Here is a 20,282-nt window from a genome sequence, read left to right as displayed (position 1 = left end):
TTGCATGTCAGACAAGACCACCATCGGCGTGGGCATGATCGGCTACGCCTTTATGGGCCGCGTCCACTCCCAGGCCTGGCGCAGCGTCTCGGCCTTCTTCGACCTGCCTTTGGTGCCTCGCATGGCGGTGCTCGGCGGCAGGTCGAAGGAGAGCACCGAGGCGGCCGCCGCACAGCTCGGCTGGGCCGACGTCGAGACGGACTGGCGAGAGCTGATCAAGCGCGACGACGTGCAGATCGTCGACATCTGCACGCCCGGTGACTCGCACGCCGAGATCGCCATCGCCGCGCTGCAGGCGGGCAAGCACGTGATCTGCGAGAAACCGCTCGCCAACACCGTCGAAGAGGCCGAGGCCATGGTCCGGGCCGCGCAGGCGGCGCCGTCCTCGGTCAAGAGCATGGTGGCCTTCAACTACCGGCGGGTGCCCGCGATCGCGCTCGCCCGCCGGTACGTCGAGGAGGGCCGGATCGGCGAGGTCAGGCACGTACGGGCCGCGTACCTGCAGGACTGGATCGTCGACCCGGAGTTCCCGCTGGTCTGGCGACTGCAGAAGGACAAGGCGGGCGCGGGCGCGCTGGGCGACATCGGCTCGCACATCGTGGACGCGGCCCAGTTCATCACCGGGCAGCAGCTGGTGGGCGTCTCCGCGCTGACGGAGACGTTCATCAAGGAACGCCCCGTCGCCGCGGCGTCCGCGGGCCTGGAGGCCACCGGCACCGGCGACATGGGCCAGGTGACGGTGGACGACGCCGCCCTGTTCATCGGCCGGCTCTCGGGCGGAGGGCTGGCCTCGTTCGAGGCCACCCGCTTCGCCTTCGGCCGCAAGAACGCGATGCGCATCGAGATCAACGGCTCGCTCGGCAGCCTGGCGTTCGACTTCGAGGCCATGAACGAGCTGTGGTTCAGCTCCGGAGGCGGCGGCTTCGAGCGGATCCTGGTCACCGAACCCGACCACCCCTACGTGGGCGCCTGGTGGCCGCCCGGGCACGGGCTCGGCTACGAGCACACCTTCACCCACGAGATCAACGACTTCCTGGAGGCGATCGCCACCGGAGCCGACCCCACGCCGTCGTTCGCCGACGGGCTGCGGGTGCAGCGGGTGCTGGAGGCGGTCGAGCGTAGCGCGGCTGAGGGCAGCCGCTACATGAACGTGGAGGACTGACACATGCGACCTGTCACCCTGTTCACAGGGCAGTGGGCCGACCTGCCGTTCGAGGAGGTGTGCAGGCTGGCCGCCGAATGGGGCTACGACGGCCTGGAGATCGCCTGCTCGGGCGACCACTTCGACGTGGCCCAGGCCGTGGCGGACCCGTCGTACGTGGAGCAGAAGCACGCTCAGCTCGACAAGCACGGCCTCAAGGTCTGGACCATCTCCAACCACCTCGTCGGCCAGGCGGTGTGCGACCTCATCGACGAGCGCCACAAGTCCATCCTCCCCGCCCGCATCTGGGGCTCCGGCGACCCCGAGTCGGTCCGCCAGGCGGCGGCGGAGGACATGAAGAACACGGCCCGCGCGGCCGCCCTGCTGGGCGTGGACACGGTCGTCGGCTTCACCGGGTCGTCGATCTGGCACACGGTCGCCATGTTCCCGCCGGTGCCGGCGTCGATGGTGGACGCCGGGTACCAGGACTTCGCCGACCGCTGGAACCCGATCCTCGACGTCTTCGACGAGGTCGGGGTGCGCTTCGCGCACGAGGTCCACCCGAGTGAGATCGCGTACGACTACTACACCACCGCGCGGACCCTGGAGGCGATCGGTCACCGCCCCGCCTTCGGCCTGAACTGGGACCCGTCCCACATGGTCTGGCAGGACCTGGACCCGGTCGGGTTCATCCTGGACTTCAAGGACCGCATCTACCACGTCGACTGCAAGGACACGCGCATGCGCGTGGGCGACGGCCGCAAGGGCCGCCTGTCCTCGCACCTGCCGTGGGCCGACATGCGCCGCGGCTGGGACTTCGTCTCGACGGGGCGGGGCGACGTGCCCTGGGAGGACTGCTTCCGGGCGCTGAACTCGATCGGGTACGAAGGGCCCATTTCGATCGAGTGGGAGGACGCGGGGATGGACCGGCTGGATGGGGCTCGGGAGGCGCTCGGCTACATCCGCAAGCTCAACTCCATCACCCCACCGGCCACCGCCTTCGACGCCGCCTTCTCCACGACGTAACAGCAAGGCCTTCCACAAGGGGGGCGCTGCGCGCCTCGGGCTTCCAGCCAGCGCCTCCCAAGGGGGGGCTTCGCCCCCCTTTCGAACCCCCCGAAAACCCCGCTCGCCGGCGCCCACCCGTTGCCCGGTTACCGGCTTGGCCTGCTGGAGCCCGCCCCGAGCGGTCCTCGCTGTCGCTCGGGCTGCGTCTGACGGGCTTGAGGCTCCGCCCCAAGCCCGAGGCGAGGGGCTCCCGCCCCTCGCGCACTCCATGCGCTGGGCCGAGGGCGAAGTCGTCCTTTGACTGACCGCCGGAGAGGCGACGGGGCTCCCACTGAGAGGGAGCGAACGCCTTTAAAGATAAGCGCTCGCCAAAGTCGAGGGGGCGCAGCTCGACCAGCAGCCGCGCCAGGTCGACCAGCCCTGAGGCGATGTCCGGTAGCTTGGACTCGATCACGTCCCAGGCCGTGCCTTCCTGCAGGCCAGGGCGGGGCCGGTGCGGGGTCGTCAGCGTACGGTCCGGCTCGGTTGCGGTTCGCCGGTTATCGAGCGGCCGGGCGTGCTTCTACCTGGCGGCGGAAAGTAGGGACAGGGCCTTGGCCATCGCCGGGTCGTGGCCCTCGCGCAGGTCCTTCGCGGTCAGCGGCAGGTAGTGGTCGGGTGCCACGCCGATGCCGTTGATCAGTTCACGGTTGGCGCCCACCTGGTAGGCCGCGGGCAGTGACAGGGTGCTCCCGTCGTCCAGCGCGAACATACGGGCGGATCCCGACACCATGCCCGACGTGCGCGCCCCGATCAGCGGCCCCACCTTGAGGTCTTTGACCGCGACGGAGAAGGCGTCGCAGGCCGAGGCGCAGATGCTGTCGATGAGCACGGCCAGGGGCAGGCCGAGCAGCGGGACCGCGTCGTCGGTGCGGTTGGGCGTGCACGTGTCGTCCGGGGCGCAGTCGTAACTGTGCACCTTGCCGTGTACGAAGCTGCTGAGCAGCTTGACGACCTCGGCGGGCGAGCCGCCGTTGGTGCCGCGTAGGTCGAGGATGAGGCCACGTGGTTTCTTGTCCGCACGCAGCTCGGCGATGGCGGCCAGGGCCTGGTCCGCGGTGCCGGGCTGGAAGTTGGTGAGCTTGATCGCGGCCACGTCGCCGTCAAGCAGGCGGGCCGTGACGGGCCGCGTCGTGGGGGTGAACACTTTCGGGCGCAGTGTCGTCTTCCTGACGCGGCCGGTGGAGGGGTCGCGCAGCGCCAGCCGCACCGGGTCCGGCCGGTCGCCGGAGTATTCCGGGTTGAGCAGGTTCATGGCGCCGCTGGACAGGACGCCGTCCACGAAGACGGGCGCGCCGTTGACGGATTGCACGATCTCGCCCGGCCGGATACGAGCGGCGGCGGCCGGGCCGCCCTGGACGGCGTTGACGAACAACGGAGCCACCGCCTTCTGCGGTGCCCGGTAGGTGATCGAATAGCCGGGCGAGGTGGTGAAGCCGAGGCCATAGACGTCGCCCGGCTTACCGGGTAGTTGTGCTCGGCGGCGCCACTGCGAGTGATTGTCGTGCAGGCTGCCCACCATGCCCTTGATCGTCGCCCCGGCCACGGCTTGCCGCAGCGCGGCGTCGTCCGGCAGATCGGCCACGACCCGCTCGTACACGGCCGCGAATGCCGCCAGGTCGGTCGTGGGGTTCCCGGTCATCGGCGGCATGGTGGCGTCGGGCCGGTCGGCGCCGCGGCGGTTGAGCTCCTCCGTGAGCCCGGCGAACCCGGCCGCGAGCACCGCCCGGCGGTCGAGCCGCCCGCGGCCGTAGAAGCCGGTGAAGATGCAGTCGTATGCCTGCTTGATGGTGCTCAGGCCAGTGGCGAGGGGCTGGTCCGGCGGCTTGGAGCCGCACGTGGCCGCCCCGGTCCACATGGCTGCCCTGGTCCGCAGGATGGCCTCGGTCCGCGCGGCTGCCTCGCTTCGCGGGGCTGACTCGGGCCGAACGGTGGCCGCGGCGCCGGACGTGGCCAGCGTCAGGATGCCGGTGCAGGCCAGCACGGTCAGGAGGGAACGCTTCACGCTGAGAGGTCTCCTTCACTCATGGGCGGATGTCGCGGTCGACGGACGGCTCCGGCTACTGGCCGGGGCACAGCACGGCTTCCGCGGCCTTGTTGATGGCGTCACCGACGGCCATGGCCTGCTCGTTATCGATCTTCAGCGTGGCGGCCACCGCGAACTGGAGCCGGCCGTCGGTCGAGGAGAAGGTGATGGAGTTGATCCCGGGCATGCCGCCCGCGGCCGACGCAACCGTTCCGCCGCACAGGCTGGGTCGCGGCCGCGGCAGCTGTCGTTGCAGGTCCGCAGGCAGCAGCCGGCCCTGGTTGAGCGCGCGGTAGAAGGCGCTGACGTCGTGCGCGGTGGAGATCGCTCCTTCGGCGCCGATGGTGGCGTTGAGCCGGTCGACGTCGCGTGGCAAGCCCTTGGCGTCGGGGTGGTAGCCGTGTCCGTGCGGGCCCTTGATCTGGTCGGAAACCTTGGTGGCCAGATAGGTGCGGTTCATGCCGAGCGGGGTGAACAGGCGCCGCTCGAACTCGCCGGCCCGATCATGGCCGGTCAGCCTCTCGATGATCATGCCGAGGAGGACGTAGTTGGTGGTGGAGTAGAGGTACTCTCCCGGCTCGCCTTTGCGAGGCACGGTACGTGCGGCCTTCACCAGGTCGATCGGCTTGTAGGCGGTGGTGAAGTCGAAGACGTCGAACTTCCCGCTTTCGATGAAGTCGGGGATGCCCGAGGTGTGCCGGATCAGCTGCTGCACAGTGATCTCCGCAGCCCGATCCACATAGTCGTGCTCGGCCATCTCGGGCAGGACGTCACTGAGCTTGTCGTCCAGGCCGAGTTTGCCTTCCCCGACCAGTTGCAGGATGACCGTGGCCTCCATGAGCTTGGTCTGGGACGCGATGCGGTATCGGGAACCCGGGGGGATGCGCCCGCCCTTGCCGTCGATCAGGCGTGAACCCGCCGTCCCCCGGCCCACCCGCTTGCCGTCGAGGTACACCTCTCCGATGGCGCCCACCACGCCGTCGGTCTTCGCCACGTCCTTCATCGCCTGCTGGACGTCTCCCAGCGTGACCTGGTCGGCGGCGGCCGCGGGTCCTTGGACGCTCAACGCCAGCACTGCGCAGGCCACCCCGGCGGCCACTGCTGAGATCCTCTTGCTCCGGTGCTTGGTCGTCATGGTCGATCACCCTTTCCTGGCGGGACTTCGAGGGTGATCACATCTACCGGCCGGCGCCGATCGGCAGCCGATCGGCGGCCCATATGCCTTCCATATGCGGGCGTTGCGATACTGCCCGGATGCGCGTGCTCCTGGTCGAAGACGAGCAACCCCTCGCCGGGTACATCGAAGCCGGGCTGCGCAAGCACGGTTTCACCGTCGACGTCGCCCTCGACGGCCGGAGTGCTCTGGACAAGTGCGAGATCACGCCGTACGACGTGGTGGTCCTGGACCGGGACCTGCCCGTCGTGCACGGCGACGTGGTGTGCCGCCGGCTCGCCCAGCAGGGGGTGTCGCGGGTGCTGATGCTGACCGCTTCCGACGCTGTGGAGGACCGGGTCGGCGGGCTGATGCTGGGCGCGGACGACTACCTGGGCAAGCCGTTCGCGTTCTCCGAGCTGGTCGCGCGGGTCCACGCCCTGGTACGGCGCAGCGCACCGGCCCGCCCGCCGGTGCTGCGTGCCGCCGGCGTGGCCCTGGATCCGGCCCGGCGCAGCGCCGAGCGGGACGGGCGGTTGCTGCGCCTGACGCCCAAGGAGTTCGGCGTGCTGGAGCGGCTACTGGCCGCCGGCGGTGCCGTGGTCAGCGCGGAAACCCTGCTGGACAAGGTGTGGGACGAGCATGCGGACCCGTTCACCAACGCGGTCCGGATCACCGTCGGCACGCTGCGCCGCAAGCTCGGCGACCCGCCGCTGATCGAGACCGTCACCGGCGCCGGCTACCGGATCGGTTCGTGAGGCTGACCGCCCGGGCCCGGCTCGCTCTGCTGCAGACCGCCCTGGTGCTGGTCGCGGGCGCCGCTCTGACCGGGTTGACCTATCTGCTGATGCGGCGCCGCGCGATCTTCACCCACCTGGACCCGGCAGGCAATCCCTCGCCGGACACGTCGCCGCAGGACGGGCTGCGCGTTCTGGCCGACCGGGTGCAGGCCGACACCCTGTCCGCGCTGCTGCCCCAGGCCGGTCTGGCGCTCGTCGTGGTGACCGGTCTGGCCGCCGTGCTCGGCTGGCTGGTGGCCGGTCGGGTGCTGCGGCCGATCCGCGTGATCTCCTCCACCGCCCGGCGGCTGTCGGCCGAGAACCTCACCGAGCGGGTCCCGGTCACCGCCCCTGCCGACGAGCTGTCGGCGTTGGCGGGCACGATCAACGGGATGCTGGACCGCATCCAGCGCGGCGTCGCCGAGCGGGACCGGATCCTGGACAGCCAGCGGCTGTTCACCGCCAACGCCGCCCACGAGCTGCGCACGCCGCTGACCACGGCGCGCACGGCGATCGACGTCACCCTGGACGGAAAGCCCAGCCGTGCCGAGCTGCTCGCGATGGCCGGCGACGTACGCGGCGCGGTCGAGCACATGCAGCGCGTCCTGGACGGGCTGCTGCTGCTGGCGCGTAGCCAGGCCGGGCTGGCAGCGCGCCAACCGGTCGACCTGGCCGCCGTCGCGGCCGCCGCCCTTGACGCCGCCGCGGCGCGGGCGGCTGCCGCCGGCGTCGCCGTGCGATCCGAGCTTCGGCCCGCACCCGTCAGCGGCGAACCGGTCCTGCTGGAACGGATGATCGGCAACCTGGTCGACAACGCGGTCCGCTACAACCGGGCAGGTGGGCGGGTGGTCGTCGACACGGGTACGGCGGGCGGGCGCGCCGTCCTGCGGATCTCCAACACCGGCCGCGAGATCCCGTCCGGCAAGGCGGAGACGCTGCTGGAACCGTTCGTGCGCGGGCAGGGAACCCGCGTCCGTACCGACGGCCTGGGGCTGGGGCTGTCGATCGTGCGCGCGGTCACACTCGCCCACCGGGGACGGGTCGCGCTCGCCGCCCGGACCGGCGGCGGCCTCGACGTCACCATCGACCTCCCAGGAGAGCCCGGCGGTCATCGTTGACATATTGACCCCGGGTCATTATTAATGACCTAAGGTCAATAGTGTGCGACTTCAAGGAGCCCAGATGTCCATGGCAACCGACAGCGAGACGTCGTCCGGTCTGCACCTGGTCGGCAAGCTGCTCGACCCCGCTTCGAGGCCCGACCCGTATCCGATCTACGCCGAGTTCCGCGCTCGCGGCCCGGTGTGGATCGAGGAGATGTCCTCGTTAGTGGTGACGGGCTACCGCGACTGCGAGACGCTGCTGCGCGACCCGCGGCTCAGCGCCGAGCGGTGGCGGTTCTTCCAGCCCGACGGGGCAGCCGACCCGTACCCCGCGGACTCTCCCGCCTCGGTCCGGCGGCCGTGGTTCCTCTCCCTGGATCCTCCGGACCACACCCGGCTGCGGCGTCTGGTCAGCAGCGCGTTCACCGCCCGTACCGTCGCGCGGATGGAGGACTCCGTCACGCGGCTGGTCGACGAGTGCCTCGACCGTGCGGGTGAGGGGGAGACGTTCGACGTGATGTCGGGCCTCGCCTACTCGCTGCCGGTGACGGTCATCTGCCGGATGCTCGGCGTGCCGCAGGCCGACGAGCGGCTGTTCCACGGGTGGACCGCTCAGCTCACCCGGCTGCTCGACGGGTTCGGCAATCCTGGCGACGGGAACGACGAGTGGGCGGGTGGCATGGCCGACATGCACCGGTACGTCAACGACCTCGTCGCCGAACGGCGCCGGAGCCCGCGCCGGGACGACCTGATCTCCGAGCTGCTCGCCGCGCAGGAGGGCGGCGACGCGCTCAGCCATGACGAGCTGGTCTCCACGATCGTGCTGCTGCTGGTGGCGGGCCATGAGACGACGGTCAACCTGATCGCCAACGGCGTGCTCGCCCTGCTGCGGCATCCCGGCCACCTCGCCGCCCTGCGCGCCGACCCCGGTACGGCGTCCGCGGTCGTCGAGGAGACCCTGCGCTACGACCCGCCCGTCCAGCTCACCGCCCGGGTCGCAAAGGAGGACATGAGCATCGGGAAGGCGAAGGTGCCCGCGGGCAGCCTGGTCATCCTGCTGCTGGCCGCGGCCCACCGGGACCCGGAGGCGAACGCGGACCCGGACCGGTTCGACCCGGCCCGCGAGCAGGTGCGGCATCTGGGCTTCGGCTTCGGTCCGCACTTCTGCCTCGGCTCGCCGCTGGCCCGGCTCGAAGGCAGGGTGGCGCTGGCCGCGTTCGCCCGGCGCGTACGGGAGCCCGCGCTGGTCGCCGACCCGCCGCCGTACCGGGAGCACATCAACCTTCGCGGCGTCAGCGAGCTCCTCATCTCCCACGCAGGGGTGATGACGTGACGGTCGGCTAACCTGATGCGATGGTGACCTCCAGGAGCCGGCGCCGTCTTTCCCCCGAGGCCAGGCGCGGCGAACTCATCGACGCCGCCATCCGGCTCCTGGACTCCGGGCAGGACGTGACCAACTGGGTCCAGGCCGTCACCGCCGAAGCCGACGCCGCCAAGGGCACCTTCTACGTCTACTTCTCCTCCTGGGAGGAGATGGTCACCGCGGTACGGGACCGCGTGCTACGGGACTACGTGGACCGCTTCCACCGGCTCGCCGAATCCACCGAGCCGATCGACTGGTGGGCCACCCTCGACGCCGAATGCGCGGCGGCCGTCGAGTCCATCGCCCGGCCCGGCGGGCTCCATGCCGCGGTCTTCCACTCCAACCCCGCGCCCGAAGGGGGGCCGGACATCATCGCCGCCATCGCCAAGGCGCTGCGGCGGGCCATGGACGACGGCGCGTTCCGCCAGGTCGACCCGCATGTCGCGGCCACGCTCCTGTTCACCGTCCTGCACAGCGCCGCGGACGCGATCGCCGCCGGGGAGCGGCCGCAGGTCTGGCTGGAGGCCGTGAGCGACCTCAATCGCCACTGGCTCGCGCCGGCGCCGACGCAGTAGAAGGGGCCACCGCGGCGGCCCCTTCTACTCGGAACAGAGTCAGTCCATGACGACGATCTGGCGGAGGACCTCGCCGCCCCGCAGCGCCGCCACCGCGTCGTTCAGGTCCGACAGGCGGATGCGGGCGCTGATCATCGACTCCAGGTCCAGCTTGCCGGCCTTGTGGAGCTTGGCGAAGTAGGGGAAGGCGTGGCGTACGTCCGCCTCGCCGTACAGGCTGGAGAGCAGGTTCTTGCCCTCGAACAGCAGGCTGAACGCCGAGATCGACACCATGTCGTCCACCGCGCCCGCCCCGACCACGATGACGTCGCCGCCCTGCCGGGTGATCTGCCAGGCGCTCTGGATGGTGGCCGCCTTGCCGACCACCTCGAAGCCGTAGTCGAAGCCGGCGCCGGCGGTGAGCTCGTTCAGGGTGTCGGGGACCTGCTCGGGGGTGACGGCGTGCGTGGCGCCGACCTTCCTGGCCAGCTCGTGCTTGGACTCCAGCGGGTCGATCGCGAGGATCATGCGGGCGCCGGAGAGGCGGGCGCCCTGGATGACCGACAGGCCGACGCCGCCGCAGCCGATCACCGCGACCGTGGAGCCGGGGCGGACCTTCGCGGTGTTGATCGCGGCGCCCACGCCGGTCGTGATGCCGCAGCCGATCAGGGCCGCCGCCTCCCACGACACGTCCTCGTCGATCTTGATCGCGCCCTGCCACGGCACGACGATCTCCTCGGCCCAGGTGCCGCACCCGGCCATCCCGTACGCCGTCGCCCCGTCGCCGCCGAACCGGAAGTTGCCCTTGCTGAACGCCTCGACCACGTACTTGATGCACAGGTACGGCTGGCCACCCAGGCACAGGTCGCACTCCTGGCAGCCGGGCCGCCAGTTGATGACCACGTGGTCGCCCGGCTTGAGCGAGGTGACGTGCTCGCCCACCTCGACCACCTCGCCCGCGCCCTCGTGCCCGAGCACCAGCGGCACGGGCTGCGGCAGTACGCCGGTCATGGCCGACAGGTCCGAGTGGCAGACGCCCGTCGCCTTGATCCGTACGCGTACGTCCGCCGGCCCGACGGGGGCCAGGGTGACGTCGTCGCGGATGTCCAGCTTGTCGTTGCCTACGGCGTGCAGGATCGCGGCGCGCATGGGGTTCCTCCTCCGGCTGGTGCCTAGCGGGGCTATTCCTCTAGGGAAAGGGCGGCTTTGGGGCAGGACCGGACGGCGTGGCGGACGCGGTCCTGCATCTCGGGGGGCGGTTCTGGCAGCAGGACGTGGAGCTGGTCGTCGTCGTCCAACTCGAACACCTCCGGCGCGAGCCCCATGCACACGGCGTTGGCCTCGCAGACCAGCTCGTCCACCTTGACTCTCATGCGAGCCTCCTGTGATCCCATGAGACCACTTTGGTGTACTCCACGATGTACGCAACTCGCTTCTGCCCGGTCTGCTCCACATACGGGCGCAGCAGTTCGTCCGGTACGCCCGGAGTCATCCGGCGGGCGACCGTCATCCCGATGTCCATGACGCGGTCGCGGTCGTCCACCCGCTCCGCGTTCCCGTACACCAGGACGCCTTGGAGCTCGGCGTAGTCGTCGCCCGTCTCGATCAGGCAGCTCACCCGGGAGTCGCGGGCAAGATTGCGGGCTTTCTGGGCTTTCGCGTAGGTCCAGAAGGTGATGCGTCCCTTGTCGAGCCCATAGAACATCGTCACCAAATGGGGTGTGCCGTCCGCGTTGATGGTGGCCAGCTGCAGCTTGCGCGAGCTCTCCAGGAAGGCGGTGACGTCGTCGTCCGACATGGCGATGCGAGCGCGCTGATTCACGTTGTAAGTAGAACAGGTTTCAGAACGGCGCTGCAAGAGTCCCCTGGAATGTTATTCGGTTCGGCTAGGCTGCATCCCCATGACGATGCCGTCAGAGCTGCTCTACGCAGCGAAGCACGCCAAGGGATTCATGCCGCACAACGAGGGGCTGGCCCTGTACGAGGCCGCCTGCCAGTACGGGAAGCTGGGCCCCGTCTGCGAGATCGGCACATACTGCGGGAAGTCGGCCGTCTATCTCGGCGCGGCGGCCAGGCAGGCCGGGTCGGTGGTCGTCACCGTCGACCACCACCGGGGCTCCGAGGAGATCCAGCCAGGGTGGGCCCACCACGACCCGACGCTGGTGGACCCCCGGTTCGGCAAGATGGACTCGCTGCCGACGTTCAGGGCCACGATCGCGGCCGCGGGGCTCGAGGACGAGGTGATCGCGATCGTCGGCCGGTCGGAGCAGGTCGCCGCTCTCTGGAGGACGCCTCTGGGGATGCTGTTCATCGACGGCGGGCACTCCGAGGAGCCGGTGACCCGCGACTACGAGGGCTGGGCGCCGCACGTCATGGAGGGCGGGGCGCTGGTCTTCCACGACATCTACCCCGATCCCGCCGATGGCGGGCAGGCGCCGTACCGGGTCTACCAGCGGGCGGTGCGGTCCGGCGCCTTCAGCGAGGTGTCGGTGGAGGGCTCGCTCCGCGTGCTGGAGCGCGTCGGCCCCGGAATCTAGTCAGCAGCGGTGGCGCTGGCTCCAGGACCGGCGGGTCTGGGACTGCCAGCGCCGGAAGTCCTCGTGCGTGTGCGCCTCGTGCCCGAGCGCGAGGAGCGCCTGGTCCGTCCACGAGGCGGCCGCCTCGGGTTCGGCCCCGGCCAGGATCGGCACGGCCTGCGCCGTGTGGTCCGGCAGCGTCCCCGACCGCAGCCGGGCGGCGACGGCGAACGCGCACCCCTGGGCCAGCTGGGCGCGGAACCCGTCGGCCCCGGCGTGCTCGGTCAGCCACCACAGCTCGTCGGAGTCGGCCCCGCCCGTGTACGTCGCCGCGAACCCGATCCCGCTCCACAGGTCGCCCCGCCGTCCCGCCGGATATCCACCGATCCTGGCGGCGATGTCGTCGGGCGAGGCGCTGTCGTGGTACCAGAGCAGCCGCCCCAGCCCCTGGTCGAACACCGCGCAGTGCGCCCGGGTCAGCAGGTCGGGCATCGTGCGCTCGCCCACCATGCGGTCGGCCCTGGCCAGGCTCCACTGGAACCCGAACCCGTCCACGGCCAGCCAGCGCAGCAGCGGATGCGCGCGCCGCGCCCCCCACAGGGGCCGTAGGCGCAGCAGGGCGTAGCCGCGCCCGGCGCCGACGTAGGCGGCGTGGCGATGATGCTGGGCGGGGCCGGTGAGTAGCTCATGAAGGCGCCGGCCCCGCGTCAGCGTGAGCAGGTCGAGTACGGTGCAGGCGGCGGCCGCCCCTTCGTAGCCGAAGGGCCGCTGCTCAGCCGATATTTCCTCGACCTTCTCAATTTCCCGGGACATCACCGCGTTGAAGCCGAAAACGTATGCACTTTCGGCATCGGTGAAGACCGCTCGGGAAGCTCCTCCTCTGAGCCGGAATCGTCGCCGGCCCAGATCGGACTCCAGAGGATCCTTGACCAGGAACCTCCGCAGCCCCCTCGCCCGGGACAGTGTCGGCTCGGTCCTGACCTGATCCAAGAACGAAGTTGTGCCCGTGTCGCCCACGCTTCCCCCGAAGACGCCTCGTACGAGTCACTCAGAAGCTAGTAAGCCCATTGCGTCGATCATCGGCGGCGCACCGGATTTCGGCGGCAAAGAACCCGCAAAAGCGCTTGTGCGGGGGTGAGGTCAGAGGTCGTCGCGGCGTACCAGGCCCGTGCCGGCGGCGCAGCCGCAGGTCTCCGGGTCGGACACCGACGTCCCCACGATGTCCCTGAACAGGCCGGATCCCGGCGTCAGCGCCAGCAGCGCGTCGGCGGCGAGCACGACGGCGGCGGCCGTGTACCCGGATCGTTCGTGGGGGAAGTGCTTGAGGTTCGCGAACTGCCAGCCCGTCCAGTACGAGCCGTCCTCGTGCCGCAGATGCTGCACGTCCGTGAACAGCGTGACCGCCCGCCCCCGGTCTCCCAGCGAGTCGAGCGCCAGCACCAGCTCGCACGTCTCCGCCCCCGTCACCCACGGCTGGTCGGACACGCACCTGATCCCGAGCCCGGGCACCACGAACGTGGCCCACTCGCGCTCCAGCAGCTCGAACGCCTGCTGCCCGCGCACCGCGCCGCCGAGCACCGGGTAGTACCAGTCCATGGAGAAGCGGCTCTTGTCCGCGAACGCCTCGGGATGCGCCGCCAGCACGTGCGCCAGCCGGTCGGCGGCCAGCTCCCAGTGCGGCTGCGGGTCGCCCAGGTGGTCCGCGAGCAGCACGCCGCAGCGCAGCCCCTGGTGGATGGAGGAGCACCCGGTGAGCAGCGCGAGCGTCGAGGCGACGCCGTGCGCGTCGCGCTCCCAGACGATCTCGCCCCGCTCGGTCTGCAGTCCCGCCACGTAGTCGAGCGCGGCCTTGACCATGGGCCAGTGTTCCTCGGTGAACGCCTGGTCGCCGGTCACGAGGTGGTGGTGCCAGAGCCCGGCGGCGACGTAGGCGGCGTGGTTGCTCTCGCCGCCCTGCTCCGTGGGGACGCCGTCGGCCAGCTTCATCGGCCAGGAGCCGTCGGGGCGCTGGTGGCGGGCCAGCCACGCGTAGCCGCGCCGTACCGGCTCGCCGAGTCCCGCGACGGACATGGCCATCAGGCACTCGACGTGGTTCCAGGCGTCCACGTGGCCTTCCGGCCACGGCACGCCGCCGTCGTCCTGCTGGATCGCCGCGATGCTCTCGCCCGTCCGCACGACCTCCGCGTGGGAGATCATGGCTTCCTGACGTAGAGGACCACGCTCTTGCCGATGATCGGGTTGAGCACGGCTTCGGCGATCCTGGTGGCGGCCGGGCGCTTCATGATGTCCCAGACCAGCAGCTCGTGGTACGCCTTGGCGAGCGGATGGTCGTCGTTGCCGACGCCGACGGCGCACTTGATCCACCAGTACGGCGCGTGCAGGCCGTGGGCGTGGTGGTGGGGGCCGATCTCGAACCCGATGGACTTCAGCTTGGCCGACAGCTCAGCCAACGTATAAATCCGGACATGTCCCCCGGGGGCCGTGTGGTAGGCCTCGTCCAGCGCCCAGCAGATCCGTTCGGGCAGGAAGCTCGGCACGGTGACGGCCGCCGTACCGCCCGGCTTGAGCACGCGGAAGAGCTCGCGCATGGCCGCCATGTCGTCCGGGATGTGCTCCAGCACCTCGGCCGCGATGACCCGGTCGAAGCTGCCGTCCTCGAACGGCATGTCCAGCGCCGTACCCTGGACGATCTGCCCGCTCGCCCCCGGCGGCACCTCGCCCGCCTTGTCCATCGCCGCGAACATGGCCGCCACGCCGTCCAGCTCCGCCTGGTCCATGTCGAACGCGATCACGTCCGCTCCCCGGCGCAGTGCCTCGAAGGCGTGCCTGCCGCCGCCGCAGCCCAGGTCGAGCAGGCGCACGCCGGGGCCGACAGGAAGCCGGGCGAAGTCGACGGTCAGCACTGGTCAGCCTCTCCTCTTGTGGTTCTCCATGGCCTCGAGGTACGCCTCGACGGTCTTCTTGGCCACGACGTGCCAGGTGTATCGCTCCATGACGCGGTCGTATCCGGCCTTGCCCACGCGTTCGCGCTCCTCGGGGGAGTCGTGCAGGCGGCGCAGCACCGCGGCCAGCTCCTCGGGGTCGCCCGGGGCCACCTGGATGGCGGCGTCGCCCACGACCTCGGGCAGCGCTCCCGTACGGCTGGCCACCAGGGGCGTGCCGCAGGCCATGTGCTCGACGGCGGGCAGCGAGAAGCCCTCATAGAGGGAGGGGACGACCGAGATCTCCGAGGTGGCGATCAGCTCGCCCAGCTCGTCGTCGGAGATGCCGTGGACGAAACGCACCCGGTCCTGCAGCGACAGCTCCTGGACGAGCTGCTCGGTCGGGCCGCCGGGGGTGGGTCGGCTGACGACGGTGAGGTGCACGTCGCGCTCGGTGGCCAGCTTCGCGACCGCCCGCAGCAGCGTCGCGACGCCCTTCATGGGCGAGTCCGCGCTGGCCACGGCCACGATCGAGCCCTTGCGCCGGGGCTTGTCCGGGCGCGGGTGGAAGTAGCGGGTGTCGACGCCGAGGGGGATCAGGCGCATGTTCGCCTGGGGGACGTTGAAGTCGCGGTGGATGTCGGCCAGCGACGACTCGCTGACGGTCAGGATCGGGCTCAGCCGGGGCGCGACGCGCGACTGCATCTTCACGAACCCGTACCAGCGGCGCAGGCTCAGCTTCTTCCCGCCGGTGGCGGCCTCGAGCTCGATGCGGCGGTCGACGCTGATCGGGTGGTGGATGGTGCCGACCACGGGGAACATCCGCTGGATGCCCAGCAGGCCGTATCCGAGGGTCTGGTTGTCCTGCACGACGTCGAAGTCGCCGATGCGCTTCTTCAGCTCGCGGTAGGCCCGCAGCGTGAACGTCAGCGGCTCGGGGAACCCCGCCGTCCACATCGTCCCGACCTCGAGCCAGTCGATCCAGTCGCGGTATTCGTGCAGCTTGGGCGTTCTGAACGGGTCCTCGTCGCGGTAGAGGTCGAGGCTGGGCACCTCGCGCAGGATGACGCCCTCGTCCAGCTCGGGATAGGGCTGCCCGGAGAACACCTCGACGTGGTGCCCTAAGGCGACCAGCTCGCGGCTGAGGTGGCGAAGATAGACGCCTTGGCCACCACAGGTGGGCTTGCTGCGGTAGGACAACAACGCGACTCGCAGCGTTCGATCCCGCCGGGCTGGCTCTTCCACGACACCCCTTTCTCCGCCGGTAGGGCCCTTGAGATGGGCGTGTACCGTGAAGATGACCTTAGTCCGAGAAGGCTACCATTCGGTAGGTCGGGTGGAATTGTTCACAATTACGGTTAAACGTCGTGCGAACTGCGACGTTGCCGTAACCGAGCGTGGTTCGGTGGAACGGGTTCTAGGTGGGCTGGTGCCCTATCTGGGCGCTTAGCTGTACATTCCGTCCCAGACAGATTGCTATACGCGATAGCAGGAGGACCCTTGGCCAGGCGAGCTCTGATCACCGGCATCACCGGCCAGGACGGTTCTTACTTGGCGGAGCACCTGCTCGAGCAGGGGTACGAGGTGTGGGGCCTGGCCCGGGGGCAGGCGAACCCGCGCGTGTCCAGGATGCGCAAGCTGCTCTCCGACGTGCGGGTGGTGCGGGGGGATCTGCTGGACCAGGGATCCCTGATCTCGGCGGTGGAACGCGTTCAGCCTGACGAGGTCTACAACCTCGGGGCGATCTCGTTCGTGCCGATGTCGTGGGAGCAGGCGGAGCTCACGGCCGAGGTGACCGGGATGGGCGTGCTGCGCATGCTGGAGGCGATCCGGGTGTGCTCGGGGGCGTCGCGGGGCTCGGGCGCCTCCCGACAGATCCGCTTTTATCAGGCGTCATCCTCTGAGATGTTCGGGCAGGTCAGCGAGACGCCGCAGAACGAGCGGACCGCCTTCCACCCGCGCTCGCCGTACGGGGTGGCCAAGGCCTACGGGCACTTCCTCACGCAGAACTACCGCGAGTCGTACGGGATGTTCGCCGTGTCCGGGATCCTGTTCAACCACGAGTCGCCGCGCCGGGGGGCCGAGTTCGTCACCAGGAAGGTGTCCCTGGGGGTGGCCCGGATCAAGCTGGGGCTGGCCACCGAGCTGCGGCTGGGGAACCTGGAGGCGCGGCGGGACTGGGGGTTCGCCGGCGACTACGTGAAGGCGATGCACCTGATGCTGCAGGCCGCCAATCCCGAGGACTACGTGATCGGGACGGGGCGGATGAAGTCGGTCAGGGAGCTGGTGGAGGCGGCGTTCACGGCCGCGGGGCTGGACTGGGAGCGGTACGTGGTGACCGACCAGACGCTGCACCGGCCCGCCGAGGTGGACCTGCTGTGCGCGGACCCGAAGAAGGCGCGGGCGCAGCTGGGGTGGGAGCCGAGCGTGTCGTTCGACGAGCTGGTGGCGATGATGGTCGAGTCGGATCTGCGGTTGCTCTCCGACGGAGGCGATCCCGACCAGGACAGCTCCTGGCCGTGACGGTCATCGTTCACCTGTGACGGCCTGTCGATAGGTGCCCGGGGTCAGGCCGAAGTAGCGGGTGAACCAGCGGGTCAGGTGGCTCTGGTCGGCGAAGCCCGTCGCGGTGGCCGCCTCGCTGATGGCCGTGCCGCCGGCGATCAGCGTACGTGCCGCTCTGAGCCGTAGCTGCCGCTGGTAGTCGCTGGGGGACAGCCCGTACTCCGCGTGGAAGGCCCGGTAGACCGCGTAGCGGCTGGCGCCCGTGGCCCGCGCCAGGTCGTCGCTCGTGAGATCGTCCCGGAGGCGGTCATGGAGGAGCTGCCTGGCCTGCCGCGCGACCCTCGCCGACCTTCCTGGCCTGCCGTCCGGGTGGATCGGGGTCGTGGCGGCCCGCCGTACGATCGCCGCGACCGTGGCCGTGAGCAGCTCGTCGCGCCGCAGAGCCGTCGCGTCGGAGCCGAGGAGCTCCGCGTGCAGGGAGCGCAGCGCCCCCGCCAGGACGGGATCCTCGACCACGGGCGCGGCGAACAGGGGCAGGCCCAGGTTGCGACCCGTCGCGTCGGTCAGGGCGTTGGACACGAGCTCGGGACCGATGTGGACGATCCGGTACGTGAACCCGTACGCGTTCGTGGCGTGGCCGTCGTGGGGGTCCTCCGGGTTGAACGCCATGACCATGCCCGCCGAGCTCGTGTGGGCCGAGCCGCGGCAGGTGAACGACTGCGCGCCGGTCTCGGTGACCCCGAACGAGTAGGTCTCGTGGCTGTGCCGGTGGTACACGTGCCGCTCGAAGTGGGCATGCATGGCCTCCACCGGCCGGTCGGGTGACCGCCAGTATCGGGACCAGTCATGCGCCATCCATCCATTGTCCTCATCGCCATTGACAAACCAAATTTTTACGTAAAGGATTGTTTTTGCGATGAGAGACGTCCTGTACCTGGAAGAGATCGAGCAGGCCGAGGCACTGCTCAAGCCGCAGCGCGTGGAGGTGCTGCGGCAGCTGGCCGAGCCGCGTACGTGCTCGGAGGTCGCCGAACGGCTCGGCCAGACACCGCAGCGGGTCTACTACCACGTCAAACGGCTGGTCGAGGCGGGCCTGGTGGACCTCGTGTCCGAGCGCAAGGTGCGCGGGATCCACGAGGGCATCTATCAGGCCGGTGCTCGCTCGTACTGGCTGTCGCCCCGGCTGGTGGGCCGGATCGGGCTGCGCAAGGCGCGTGACGAGCTGAGCCTCGGTTACCTGCTGGATCTCATGGAGGAGGTCCAGTCGGACATCGCGGCGCTCGACAGGAGCGCGCCTGAGCTGCCGTCGATCGGGTTGTCGGGGGAGATCCGCGTGCGTCCCGAAGAGCGTCAGGAGTTCCTGAACGATCTGCAGACGATGCTGCAGGGGCTGTTCACGCGGTACGGCGGGGCGGAGGGGGACGCGTTCAAGCTCGCCGTCGCCTGCTACCCGAACGCCGCCGCCGACCCTCCCGCAGACATCCCCGAGCCCGGCACCCCTCCGGCCGCCCCCGCCCCTCCGGCACCCACCGCTCCTCCCGCGTTCGATGCTCCTCCGGCGCCCACGGACGAGACCGGCCCGCATCGGCGGCCGGACGGGGGCGACCGACCGCAACCAGCCTGAAGCCGACGCCCGACCGGCGACCGCCCACGCGGATCGGCCACTCACACTCACACTCGCCCTCTCCAAAGGAGAAGATGACGATGACCGAGCCCATGACCCTTCGTGCCCGCATCCAGGCGCCTGTCAAGGATGTGCGCCACGCGCTCACCGACCCGGCCACGCTGCGGATCTGGCTGGCCGAGCACGCCGAGGTGGAGCTGCCCGACCGGTTCGGGTTCTGGGGGCGTACCACGCCTGAGGGGGACGCGCCGCACCAGCGGCTGCTGCACGCGGACGAGCGCACGGTGCGCTTCGCGTGGGTGCTGGACGGCGAGGAGACGACCACCGAGTTGAAGCTGGAGGAGGACGGGGACGCGACGATCCTGACGTTGTCGCAGACGCACTTCGACTTCCAGGACGTCATCACGGGCAAGAGCATCCGGGGCGTGCTCCAGACGTACTGGTGCCTGGCCGTCGCCAACCTGGCCGAGCACCTTGAGGGGCGCGAGCTCACACCCAAGATCGACTTCACCTCCTCGGACCTGCGCGCTCAGGTCACCATCGACGCCTCGCCGGAGAAGGTGTTCGAGTCGCTGATCGACTCGGAGGCGGTGACGCGGTGGTTCGGGTTCCCGATCGAGATCGAGCCGTACGTGGGCGGCCGCTTCGCGATGGGCGGCCTGGCCAACGACCCCAGCCCCGCAAAGGTGCTGGAGCTCGAGCCCGGCAGCAAGTTCTCCCTGGACTGGGGCGCCCCGGGAGTCGCCACGTGGGAGCTGGAGGGCTCCGGCGGGCAGACGCGCCTGACGCTGGTGCAGAGCGGGTTCGACACGGAGCGCCCGCCGTACGCGGCGTGGGGCGGGATCCTGTCGGGCGTCGCGGAGCTGCGGCGCTACCACGAGGTGCCGGACTGGAAGCCGGTCATCGTGAGCTGACGCTTCCGCACCAGCGTTCAAGACACGGCGGGGGCGGGACGTGGAGACTCGTGACCATGCGTTTCGACACCAAGATCGGCATCGTGGTCCGCGCGGATCTGGCCGCATGGCAGAAGCTCAACGTCACCGCCTTCCTGTCCAGCGCGGTGGCGGGCGGGGTGCCGGGGCTCATGGGGGAGCCGTACGAGGACGGGTCCGGCAATTCGTACCTGCCGATGCTCCGCCAGCCCGTGCTCGTCTACACGGCCGACTTGGAGGGCCTCCGGGGCGTCCGGGAGAAGGCGGTGGGCCGGGAGATGGACGTGGCCGTCTACATCGAGGAGATGTTCAAGACGGGACACGACGCGGAGAACCGAGCGGCCGTGCGGGCGGTGGAGGCCGATGAACTGGCGCTGGTGGGGGTGGCGATCCATGGGCCGAAGAACGGCGTGGACAAGGTCCTGAAGGGCCTCCCCCTGCACCCTTGACCCGCAACCTCCACCGCGCTTTTGGGTTTGGCGTTTGTGGCGACGGAGCCGACGGCAGCCGGCAGACGGGTTCGTTCGACGGCCCGGTGTCATCGCCTGCCCTCTCTTCGACCCCGGCCGGGCTTGATCGGTCAGGCCAGTGAAGCGCGCGGATGGCCGGTGCGCTCGT

General features: G+C 70.1%; 21 protein-coding genes. 11 read left to right on the top strand and 10 right to left on the bottom strand.

The genetic code is table 11. The annotated features are described in order from the left end of the window. The first annotated feature begins 4 nt into the window (after window positions 1–4). Both ACWEPL_RS03005 and ACWEPL_RS03000 read left to right on the top strand, forming a co-directional pair. Window positions 5–1,162, top strand: a complete 1,158-nt coding sequence (locus ACWEPL_RS03005) for a Gfo/Idh/MocA family protein (protein WP_350729355.1) — start codon at window positions 5–7, stop codon at window positions 1,160–1,162. Window positions 1,163–1,165: 3 nt separating this feature from the next. Then, complete coding sequence (locus ACWEPL_RS03000; RefSeq protein WP_350729357.1) at window positions 1,166–2,167, top strand: sugar phosphate isomerase/epimerase family protein; 1,002 nt, start codon at window positions 1,166–1,168, stop codon at window positions 2,165–2,167. Between the two features lie 544 nt (window positions 2,168–2,711). Here ACWEPL_RS03000 and ACWEPL_RS02995 read toward each other — a convergent pair. Both ACWEPL_RS02995 and ACWEPL_RS02990 read right to left on the bottom strand, forming a co-directional pair. Then, a complete protein-coding gene (locus tag ACWEPL_RS02995; protein ID WP_452434902.1) occupies window positions 2,712–4,193 on the bottom strand; it encodes a S41 family peptidase in 1,482 nt (493 codons plus the stop codon). 55 nt (window positions 4,194–4,248) lie between these two features. Continuing rightward, entirely contained in the window at window positions 4,249–5,349 is a 1,101-nt protein-coding gene (locus ACWEPL_RS02990) for a serine hydrolase domain-containing protein (protein ID WP_363976541.1), read from the bottom strand. Between the two features lie 119 nt (window positions 5,350–5,468). Here ACWEPL_RS02990 and ACWEPL_RS02985 point away from each other — a divergent pair, with 119 nt between their 5' ends. The 4 genes from ACWEPL_RS02985 (at window position 5,469) to ACWEPL_RS02970 (ending at window position 9,187) form a co-directional block, all read left to right on the top strand. Continuing rightward, window positions 5,469–6,125 (top strand): response regulator transcription factor, encoded by a 657-nt coding sequence (locus ACWEPL_RS02985; protein WP_363976538.1) that lies wholly within the window; start codon window positions 5,469–5,471, stop codon window positions 6,123–6,125. Continuing rightward, window positions 6,122–7,264 carry a sensor histidine kinase gene (locus ACWEPL_RS02980; protein ID WP_452434899.1) on the top strand — a complete coding sequence of 381 codons (1,143 nt, stop codon included), beginning with the start codon at window positions 6,122–6,124 and terminating at the stop codon, window positions 7,262–7,264. The genes ACWEPL_RS02985 and ACWEPL_RS02980 overlap by 4 nt, the downstream gene beginning before the upstream one ends. 64 nt (window positions 7,265–7,328) lie before the next feature. Beyond that, window positions 7,329–8,582: a cytochrome P450 gene (locus ACWEPL_RS02975; RefSeq protein WP_452434897.1), complete on the top strand. Its 1,254-nt coding sequence runs from the start codon at window positions 7,329–7,331 to the stop codon at window positions 8,580–8,582. A gap of 20 nt (window positions 8,583–8,602) precedes the next feature. Continuing rightward, window positions 8,603–9,187: a TetR/AcrR family transcriptional regulator gene (locus ACWEPL_RS02970; protein ID WP_350729362.1), complete on the top strand. Its 585-nt coding sequence runs from the start codon at window positions 8,603–8,605 to the stop codon at window positions 9,185–9,187. A 39-nt stretch (window positions 9,188–9,226) separates the two neighbouring features. Here ACWEPL_RS02970 and ACWEPL_RS02965 read toward each other — a convergent pair whose 3' ends face one another. The 3 genes from ACWEPL_RS02965 to ACWEPL_RS02955 are packed head-to-tail and all read right to left on the bottom strand — an operon-like array spanning window position 9,227 to window position 10,988. Further along, a complete protein-coding gene (locus ACWEPL_RS02965) occupies window positions 9,227–10,315 on the bottom strand; it encodes a Zn-dependent alcohol dehydrogenase (RefSeq protein ID WP_363976526.1) in 1,089 nt (362 codons plus the stop codon). Window positions 10,316–10,347: 32 nt separating this feature from the next. Further along, a complete protein-coding gene (locus ACWEPL_RS02960; protein ID WP_363976523.1) occupies window positions 10,348–10,539 on the bottom strand; it encodes a ferredoxin in 192 nt (63 codons plus the stop codon). Beyond that, on the bottom strand, window positions 10,536–10,988 hold the full coding sequence (locus ACWEPL_RS02955) for a pyridoxamine 5'-phosphate oxidase family protein (RefSeq protein WP_452434894.1): 453 nt from the start codon (window positions 10,986–10,988) through the stop codon (window positions 10,536–10,538). Before ACWEPL_RS02955 ends, ACWEPL_RS02960 begins: the two co-directional genes overlap by 4 nt. Before the next feature lie 85 nt (window positions 10,989–11,073). On the opposite strand from ACWEPL_RS02955, the gene ACWEPL_RS02950 reads away from it, so the two are divergent. Continuing rightward, window positions 11,074–11,703, top strand: a complete 630-nt coding sequence (locus ACWEPL_RS02950) for a class I SAM-dependent methyltransferase (protein ID WP_350729798.1) — start codon at window positions 11,074–11,076, stop codon at window positions 11,701–11,703. Here the strand turns inward: ACWEPL_RS02950 and ACWEPL_RS02945 are convergent, their stop codons facing one another. The 4 genes from ACWEPL_RS02945 to ACWEPL_RS02930 all read right to left on the bottom strand — a co-directional run bounded on the left by ACWEPL_RS02945 (window position 11,704) and on the right by ACWEPL_RS02930 (window position 15,848). Further along, window positions 11,704–12,699, bottom strand: a complete 996-nt coding sequence (locus tag ACWEPL_RS02945; protein ID WP_350729370.1) for a DUF1702 family protein — start codon at window positions 12,697–12,699, stop codon at window positions 11,704–11,706. It abuts the gene before it with no gap. Between the two features lie 123 nt (window positions 12,700–12,822). Then, window positions 12,823–13,878, bottom strand: coding sequence for a prenyltransferase (locus ACWEPL_RS02940; protein ID WP_452434892.1), 1,056 nt, complete (start codon window positions 13,876–13,878; stop codon window positions 12,823–12,825). Next, window positions 13,875–14,585: a class I SAM-dependent methyltransferase gene (locus ACWEPL_RS02935; protein WP_350729374.1), complete on the bottom strand. Its 711-nt coding sequence runs from the start codon at window positions 14,583–14,585 to the stop codon at window positions 13,875–13,877. The genes ACWEPL_RS02940 and ACWEPL_RS02935 overlap by 4 nt, the downstream gene beginning before the upstream one ends. Before the next feature lie 3 nt (window positions 14,586–14,588). Next, window positions 14,589–15,848, bottom strand: coding sequence for a glycosyltransferase family 4 protein (locus ACWEPL_RS02930; RefSeq protein WP_350729375.1), 1,260 nt, complete (start codon window positions 15,846–15,848; stop codon window positions 14,589–14,591). Window positions 15,849–16,103: 255 nt separating this feature from the next. Between ACWEPL_RS02930 and ACWEPL_RS02925 the strand changes: the two genes are divergently transcribed. After that, on the top strand, window positions 16,104–17,126 hold the full coding sequence (locus ACWEPL_RS02925) for a GDP-mannose 4,6-dehydratase (RefSeq protein ID WP_363976513.1): 1,023 nt from the start codon (window positions 16,104–16,106) through the stop codon (window positions 17,124–17,126). Between the two features lie 3 nt (window positions 17,127–17,129). Here the strand turns inward: ACWEPL_RS02925 and ACWEPL_RS02920 are convergent, their stop codons facing one another. Further along, window positions 17,130–17,963 (bottom strand): AraC family transcriptional regulator, encoded by an 834-nt coding sequence (locus ACWEPL_RS02920; protein WP_452434889.1) that lies wholly within the window; start codon window positions 17,961–17,963, stop codon window positions 17,130–17,132. Between the two features lie 61 nt (window positions 17,964–18,024). On the opposite strand from ACWEPL_RS02920, the gene ACWEPL_RS02915 reads away from it, so the two are divergent. From ACWEPL_RS02915 to ACWEPL_RS02905, 3 genes are all read left to right on the top strand, one after another. Further along, complete coding sequence (locus tag ACWEPL_RS02915; RefSeq protein WP_397371499.1) at window positions 18,025–18,732, top strand: helix-turn-helix domain-containing protein; 708 nt, start codon at window positions 18,025–18,027, stop codon at window positions 18,730–18,732. A gap of 80 nt (window positions 18,733–18,812) precedes the next feature. Further along, a complete protein-coding gene (locus tag ACWEPL_RS02910) occupies window positions 18,813–19,646 on the top strand; it encodes an SRPBCC domain-containing protein (RefSeq protein ID WP_363976504.1) in 834 nt (277 codons plus the stop codon). 56 nt (window positions 19,647–19,702) lie between these two features. Continuing rightward, the gene (locus ACWEPL_RS02905; protein ID WP_452434887.1) at window positions 19,703–20,113 is read left to right on the top strand and encodes a DUF2000 family protein; all 411 of its coding nucleotides are present in this window, start codon (window positions 19,703–19,705) and stop codon (window positions 20,111–20,113) included. Window positions 20,114–20,282: the final 169 nt, after the last annotated feature.

The sequence above is a fragment of the Nonomuraea sp. NPDC004186 genome (genome assembly GCF_053603495.1).
This window is presented reverse-complemented; position numbering and strand designations above follow the sequence as displayed.